Source organism: Streptomyces caelestis (genome assembly GCF_001279005.1).
Lineage (GTDB): Bacteria > Actinomycetota > Actinomycetes > Streptomycetales > Streptomycetaceae > Streptomyces > Streptomyces heliomycini.
In genome coordinates this window covers 1-8,449 of the sequence record NZ_LGCN01000262.1, presented here as the reverse complement: position 1 = coordinate 8,449, position 8,449 = coordinate 1, and the positions used below count along the sequence as shown (strand labels likewise).

General features: G+C 76.0%; 1 pseudogene. It reads right to left on the bottom strand.

The annotated features are described in order from the left end of the window. Positions 1–8,442 (bottom strand): annotated as a pseudogene (locus ADK41_RS35885) (SDR family NAD(P)-dependent oxidoreductase); the annotation flags it as partial. Positions 8,443–8,449 lie beyond the last annotated feature (7 nt).

Genomic DNA, 8,449 nt, shown 5'->3' with positions numbered 1-8,449 from the left:
CGCACACTCGGCGATCCGGGCCGCGAACACCGCATCCGAAGCAAGGAGTTCACGCGCCATCCCCGGCCACTGCGACCCCTGCCCGGGGAACACGAACACAGTGCGTGCCTCGCCCGCGCGGCCCAGGACGGCACCGGGTGCGGGCGCCCCGGCCCCCAGAGCCGTGAGCGCGCCGAGGATCTCCTGCCGGGTGCGGCCGGTCACCGCGGCACGGTGGCGGAACGCGGTGCGGGTGGTGGCGAGCGCGTGGGCGAGATCCGCGAGCGACGTCCCGGGCGTGGCCTCGGCGTGGTCGCGAAGGCGGCGGGCCTGAGCCCGCAGGGCCGGGGCGGAGGCCGCGGACAGCGGCAGGACCACCGCGTCACCGGGGACCGGCTCGGGTGCGGTGACCGCGACGAGCGGCGCGGACGCCGGGGCCTCGCCCGGGGCCCGGCCGCCGTCCAGAACCCGGTGACCCTCCGGGGCCAGTTCGAGCACCACGTGCGCGTTGGTGCCGCTCATGCCGAACGACGAGACCCCGGCGCGGCGCGGACGGCCGGTCTCCTCCCACGGGCGGGCCTCGGTCAGCAGCCGTACCGCGCCCTTGGACCAGTCCACCTTGGTGGAAGGCACGTCGACGTGGAGGGTGCGGGGCATCAGGCCGTGCCGCAGGGCCATGACCGTCTTGATGACCCCGGCGACACCCGCGGCGGCCTGGGTGTGGCCGATGTTGGACTTCAGCGAGCCGAGCCACAACGGACGCTCCGCGGGCCGGTCCTGGCCGTAGACGGCGAGCAGTGCCTGGGCCTCGATGGGGTCGCCGAGGGTGGTGCCGGTGCCGTGCGCCTCGACGAGGTCGACGTCACCGCCGGTCAGCCCAGTGGCGGCCAGCGCCCGGCGCAGGACGCGCTCCTGCGCGGGACCGCTCGGGGCGGTGAGGCCGTTGCTGGCTCCGTCCTGGTTGACGGCGGAGCCCCGGACGACGGCGAGGACCCGGTGCCCCCGGCGGCGGGCCTCGGAGAGCCGTTCGACCACCACGACGCCGACGCCCTCGCCCCAGCCGGTGCCGTCGGCGGCGTCCGCGAAGGACTTGCAGCGCCCGTCGGGCGAGAGCCCGCGCTGGCGGCTGAACTCCACGAAGGCGTCGGGGGACGCCATGACGGCGGCGCCGCCGACGAGCGCGAAGGAGCACTCCCCCGCGCGCAACGCCTGTCCGGCCAGATGCAGGGCGACCAGCGAGGAGGAACAGGCGGTCTCGACGGTGACGGCGGGGCCCTCGATGCCGAGGGTGTAGGCGATGCGTCCGGAGGCGACGCTCGTGACCGTGCCGCTCAGCAGGTGGCCCTCCACGTCGGCGGCCGCGTCCCGCGGCCCGGTACCGTATCCCTGGCCCGCGACGCCCAGATAGACGCCGCCCTGGCTGCCGCGCAGCGATCCGGGGTCGAGGCCCGCGCGTTCCAATGCCTCCCACGAGGTCTCCAGGAGGAGCCGTTGCTGCGGGTCCATGGCGAGGGCCTCGCGCGGCGATATCCCGAAGAACTCGGCGTCGAAGTCCCCCGCGCCGTCGAGGAACCCGCCGCCGGTCGTGTAGAAGGTCCCTTCGCGCGCGGGGTCGGGGTCGTAGAGGGCGTCGAGGGGCCAGCCGCGGTCGTCGGGCAGCGGGCCGATCGTGTCCCGCTCGCCGACGACGAGGTCCCACAAATCCTCGGGGCTCCGTACGCCTCCCGGGAAGCGGCAGGCCATGCCGATGACGGCCAACGGCTCGGTGGCCGTGGCGGGCACGCTGGGCGCGCCCTCGGAATCCTCGGGGGCGGCGCCGTTCAGTTCGGTGAGCAGGTGGTGGCCGAGCACGGTGGCCGTGGGGTGGTCGAAGACGGTGCTCGCGGGCAGGGTGAGGCCGGTGGCGGCGGCGAGGCGGTTGCGCAGTTCCACGGCGGTGAGCGAGTCGAAGCCGAGGTCGTGGAAGGGCCGCCCGGCGTCGACGGCCACCGGCGAGTCGTGGCCCAGGACGGCGGCCGCCTCGGTGCGCACGAGCTCGGTGAGCAGGCGCTGCCGCTCGGCGCCGGGCAGCACGGCGAGCCGCTCGCGCCAGCGGACGGCGGCGTCGGTCTCCGAGTCCCGCCCCGCCGCGGCCACCGGCCCGTTCGCCGGCTCGGTCGTCGCCTCAAGAAGGTCGCCGAACAGGGCGCTCTCCCGCCCGGAACGGAAGGTTGGGGCGAACCGCGCCCAGTCCATGTCCGCGACGGCGAGGCCGCTGTCGTCCCGCTCCAGGGCCCGCCACAGCGCGTCGAGCGCCGCCTCGGGTGCCATCGGGACCAGGCCGAGGCGGCGCAGTTGGGCGCCGGTCTCCCCCTGTGCCATGCCCGGCCCGGCCCACGGCCCCCAGGCCACGCAGGTCGCGGCGCGTCCCTGTGCGCGCCGCCGCGCGGCGGCGGCGTCGAGGAAGGCGTTGGCGGCGGCGTAGGTGGCCTGTCCCGCGCTGCCCCAGACGGCGGAGACCGACGAGAAGAGCACGAAGGCCTCCAGGCCGTCGCCGAGCAGCGCGTCGAGGTGGACGGTTCCGCGCACCTTGGCCGCGGTCTCCTCGGTGAGCAGCGCGGGCGTGCAGTCCTCGATACGGGTGGCGGAGGTGACACCGGCCGCGTGGAAGACGGCCCGTACGGTGTCACCGTCGGCCGCGAGCCGGGCGAGGAGGTCGGCGAGCGCCGGCCGGTCGGCGACGTCGCAGGCCGCGACGGTGGTACGGGTGCCCGCCGCGGTCAGCTCCCGGACGAGTTCGGCGGCACCGGGCGCCCGCGCACCTCGGCGGCTGGTCAGGACGAGGTGGTCGGCGCCGCCCCGGGCCAGGCGGCGGGCCACCTGGGCGCCGAGGCCGCCGGTGCCGCCGGTGACGAGGACGGTGCCGCGTACCGTCCACGCGCGCGCGCCGCCCTCAGCCGTGCGGCCATCACCGCCGGCGGCAGGCTCCCTGACCAGGCGGCGGCCGTACAGGCCGTCCGCGCGGACCGCCACCTGGTCCTCGGCGCAGCGGTCGGCGCCGCCGTCGTCGGGTGCGCGCACGGCCCCGGCCAGCAGGGCGCACAGGCGTCGCATGGCGGTGTCGTCGAGTTGTTCGGGCAGGTCCACGAGACCGCCCCAGCGCCGCGGGTGTTCCAGCGCGGCGACCCTGCCGAGGCCCCACACCTGGGCCTGTTCGGGCCGGTCCGGGCCGCTGTCGTCCACGGCGACGGCACCGGTGGTGACGCACCACAGCGGAGCGTCGGCGCCCGCGTCGCCGAGGGCCTGGACGAGTTGGAGGGTGGTTCCGGGACCGGTGACAGGGGCGAGCAGCGACAGTACGCCGGTCATGCCGGACGGTACGCGGGCGGCGAGGCCGGACCGGTCGGTGCCGTCGGGGACGGCGAGGACGGACACGTCGGCGCCGTGCCCGGTGAGCGCGGCCCCGCACGCCTCGGCGAGCGGCGCCCCGACGGCCGCCTCGGGCACGACGAGCAGCCAGCTGCCGGACAGCCGGGCGGGGGCCGGGTCGGGCAGGGCGCGCCAGGTGACGCGGTGGGTCCAGGCGTCCGCCGGGTCGGCGGGGGAGGCGGTGACGGCCGGGCGTGGCGCGGGCCAGTACCTGCGGTGCTGGAACGGATAGGTGGGCAGGTCGAGCGGTGGCGTGTGGGCCGGGGTGCCCACGCTCCAGTCGACCGGCACGCCCCGTACGTGCAGGGCGGCGAGGGCCGCGGCCAGCGACTCGGCCTCGGTGCGTCCCTCGCGCAGCAGCGGTACGGCGCGGCAGTCGTCCTCGGGGGTGCGGCACTCCTCGATGAGTCCGGACAGGACGCCGGCCGGGCCGAGTTCGAGACAGCTGGTGGTGGACTCCGCGAGCAGGGTGCGGGCGCCGTCGAGGAAGCGGACGGTGCCGCGGACCTGCCGCACCCAGTACTCGGGGTCGCACAGCTGGTCGGCGGGGGCGCGCTCGCCGGTGAGGTTGGAGATGACGGGGATGCGCGGCGGCGCGTACGTCACGCGGTGTGCCACGGAACGGAATGCGTCGAGCATCGCCTCCATGCGTACCGAGTGGAAGGCGTGGCTGACGGCGAGTTCCTTGGTGCGGCGGCCCCGCGCCCGGAAGACCCCGGCGAGCCGCAGGACGGGCGTACGGTCGCCGGACAGCACGGTGGAGCACGGCCCGTTGACGGCGGCGACCGACACACCGTCCGCGTCGGCGCCGGCGTCCGCGAGCAGTGTCCGTACCTCCTCCTCGTCGGCCTCCACGGCCACCATGGCGCCGCCGCCGGGCAGCGCGTCCATGAGGCGGCCACGGGCGGCGACCAGGGCGCAGGCGTCCGACAGACCGAGCACCCCGGCCACGTGTGCGGCGGCGAGCTCGCCGATGGAGTGCCCGAGCAGTGCGTCGGGCCGTACGCCCCAGTGCTCCATCAGCCGGAACAGCGCCACCTGGAGGGCGAACAGCGCGGGCTGAGTGCAGCCGGTGCGGTCCAGGAGCGCGGCATGCCCGGTGCCGGGAGCGGCGAACATGATGTCGCGCAGGGGCACCGCGAGGTCCGGGGAGAGGTGCGGTGCCAGGTGGGTGAGGACGTCGTCGAGGGCGTCGGCGAAAGCCGGTTCGGTGCGGTAGAGACCGGCGCCGGCGCCCGGCCGCTGGCTGCCCTGACCGGGGAAGAGGAAAGCCGTCCGGCCGGGTGCGCCCGCGTGTCCGGTGACGAGCCGTCCCGAGGAGGCCCCGTCGGCCAGGGCTTCCAGAGCGGCGAGGAGCGCGCCGGGGTCGTGGCCGAGAACGGCGGCGCGGTGGTCGAGCGCGGCACGCCGGGTGGCGAGGGCATGGGAGACGTCCGCGAAGCGGCCGGAGTGTTCGCCAAGGGACGTCGCTCCGGGACCGGGATACATCGCTGTGAGATGCGTACGCAGCCGTGCGGCCTGTGCACGTAAGGCGTCCGGGGTGCGGGCGGACAGCAGCAGCGGCACGGTGATCCCCGTACCGGGTGCGTCGTCCGCCGCCGGTGTCTCGGCGGACGGTGCCTGTTCCACGACGATGTGGGCGTTGGTGCCGCTGATGCCGAACGAGGAGACTCCGGCCCGCCGCGGCTCGTCCGTCCGGGGCCAGGGCGTCGGCCCGGTGAGCAGCCGTACGGCACCGGCGGACCAGTCGATGTGCGGGTTCGGTTCATCGGCGTGCAACGTGCCCGGCAGTTCCCCGGCGCCGAGGGCGAGCACCATCTTCATGAGCCCGGCGACTCCGGCGGCGGCCTGGGTGTGCCCGATGTTGGACTTGACCGAGCCGAGCCACAGCGGCCGGCCGGCGGGCCGCCCGGCGTGCACGGCCTGGAGTGCCTGGGCCTCGATGGGGTCCCCGAGCACGGTGCCGGTGCCGTGCGCCTCCACGGCGTCGACCTGGTCGGGGCGCAGGCCGGCGTCGGCGAGCGCGGCGCGGACGACGGTCTGCTGGGCGGGCCCGTTGGGGGCGGTCAGACCGTTGCTCGCGCCGTCCTGGTTGACGGCCGAGCCCCGGATCACGGCCAGCACCCGGTGACCGCGGCGACGGGCCTCGCTCAGCCTCTCCAGGAGCAGGACTCCGGCGCCCTCGCCCCAGGCGGTGCCGTCCGCGCCCGCCCCGAACGCCTTGCACCGTCCGTCACGGGCCAGGCCGCGTTGGCGGCTGAACTCGACGAACAGGCGCGGCGTGCTCATCACCGTGACCCCGCCGGCGAACGCCTGCTCGCAGTCGCCGCGCCGCAACGCCTGGGTGGCGAGGTGCACGGCGACCAGGGACGAGGAGCAGGCCGTGTCCACGGTGAGTGCGGGCCCTTGGAGACCGAGGACGTAGGAGATCCGGCCGGACATCACACTGGCGGTGTTGCCGGTGAGGAGGTGCCCTTCGGACACCTCGGGGTCAGCGCCGACGAGGCCCGGGTAGTCCTGGCCGTTGGTGCCGACGAAGACGCCGACCCGGCGCCCGCGCAGCGCGGTCGGGTCCTGCCCGGCGTGCTCCGCGGCCTCCCAGGCGGTTTCCAGCAGGAGACGCTGCTGCGGGTCCATGGCGAGCGCCTCACGCGGCGAGATACCGAAGAACCCGGCGTCGAAGCCGGCGGCGTCCGTGACAAACGCGCCCCGGGTGCAGTAGGTGGTGCCGGGCCGGTCCGGGTCCGGGTCGTAGAGTCCGGCTGTGTCCCAGCCTCGGTCCGAGGGCCAGTCGGTGACCGCGTCCCGGCCCTCGGTGAGCAGCCGCCACAGCTCTTCGGGGCGCGTCACGCCGCCGGGGAACCGGCAGCCCATGCCGACGACGGCGATGGGTTCGTCGTCGGAGGCGGTGGATGTCCCGGTCCGGGCGTCGGGGGCGGGCCCGCTCGCGATGCCCGGTCCGCCGACCGTACCGAGTTCGCACAGGAGGTGCTCGGCGAGGACGGCCGGTGTGGGCCGGTCGAAGAGCACGGTGGCGGGCAGTCGTACGTCGGTGGCGGCGGCCAGCCGGTTGCGCAGCTCGACCGCCGTCAGCGAGTCGAACCCCAGCTCTGTGAAGGCCCGTTCGGGATGCACGGCGTCGGGTGTGGTGTGCCGCAGCACCGCCGCCGCGTGCGTCCGCACGAGGTCGGTGACGAACCGCGCCCGTTCGGCGACGGGCACGGCGGCGAGCTGACCGCGCAGCGCCCCCTCGGACCCCGCGGACGCCTTGGACCCGTCGGACGTATCGGGCCGGCTCTCGACCCTGTCGTCGTCCCGGCCGGTCAGCTCGGAGAGCAGCGTGGCGGCGCGGGGTCCCGCGGTGCCGGCGAACCGCCGCCAGTCGGCGTCGGCGACGACGACCAGCGCGTCGTCCTGGGTGAGGGCACGTCCGATGGCGGTGACGGCGACCGTGGGGTCCATGGAGGACAGACCGCGGTCCCGCAGCCGGCCCGCGACGCCGTCGGCGAGCATCCCCTCACCGGCGGCCCAGGCGCCCCAGGCGAGGGCTGTACCGGGCAGTCCGTCGGCCCGCCGGGAGGCGACGAAGGACTCCAGCGCGGCGTTGGCCGCCGCGTAGTTGGCCTGTCCCGCGTTGCCCACGACCCCCATGAGGGAGGTGAAGACGACGAACGCCGACAGGTCGAGGTCCGCGGTCGCCCGGTGCAGCACGTCGGCGGCGGTCACCTTGGCCCGGAGCGACACGGAGAGCCGTGCGGGTGTGAGGGCGTCGAGGACTCCGTCGTCGAGAACGCCCGCCGCGTGCACGACGGCGGTCAGCGGACGGTCCGGTGGCAGTGCGCCGAGCAGCTCCGTCACCTGCCGCGGGTCGGTGACGTCGCACGCCGCCACGGTCACGGAGGTACCCGACTCCTCCAGTTCCGCGCGCAGTGCGTCCGCACCGGGCGCCCGCGGTCCGCGGCGGCCGACGAGCAGCAGATGGTCCGCGCCGTGCGCGGCCAGCCACCGCGCCACGTGGGAGCCGACGCCTCCGGTGCCGCCGGTGACGAGGACCGTGCCGTGGCCGAACGCCCGGTCCGGGACCGGCGTTTTGCCGTGCGCCGGCGCGGGCAGCAGCCGCCGTCCGTGGACCCCGGTCGCCCTGACCGCGACCTGGTCCTCGTCGGTCACGGACGCCAGTACGGCGCACAGCCGCCGCAGTGTCCGCTCGTCCGGCTTCTGCGGCAGGTCGATCGAACCGCCCCAGCGGTCGGGGTGTTCCAGCGCGGCACAGCGGCCGAGTCCCGCGACGGCCGCGTGCGCGGCAGCGCCCGGCCGTTCCCCGGCTTCGATCACGGCCGTGCCGCGCGTGACGCACCACAGCGGCGCGTCGGTCCCGGCGTCACCGAGCGCCTGGACCAGAGCGAGGGTGAGGGCGAGCGCGCCGGGCAGTGAGGGGTGTTCGGGGTGCGGGTGCTGTTCGTCCGCCAGCAGGGAGAGGACTCCGGCGAGGGGCCGCTCTCCGGCAGCCTCGGTGAGCGCGGCGGCCAGCGCGGCACGGCTCTGCCCGGGCCCTTCGGCGGTGACGACGGTGAGATCGAGACCGAGCGCCGCGAGCCCGCTCACGACGTCGGCGGCGGCCCCCTCGGCCTCCTGCGAGGGGCACACGGCGAGCCAACGCCCGGGCGGCGCTGCGGCGGGCGGCACATCCAGCGGTCGCCAGGCCACGCGGTGCCGCCAGGAGTCGACGCGCCGCTCCCGCGTCCGGCCGTCCCGCCAGGCCGTCAGCGCGGGCAGCACCTCGTCCAGGGCCTGTGGCGTCACGCTCAACGTCGCGGCCAGACGCGCCGGTTCTGCTGCCGTGAGCTCCTCCCACAGCCTGTCCACCGCGTCGGACCGGCCACCCGTCGCCCCGGACCGGTCGGCCGTCGGCCGCGTACCGGAAAGCCAGAACCGCTCGCGCTGGAAGGCGTAGGTGGGCAGCTCGGTCCGGACCGCCCCGGTGCCGTCGAAGACGGGCGAGAAGTCGACGGCGACGCCCCGCGTGTGTGCCTGTCCCACGGCCAGGAGCATGCGCCGCAGC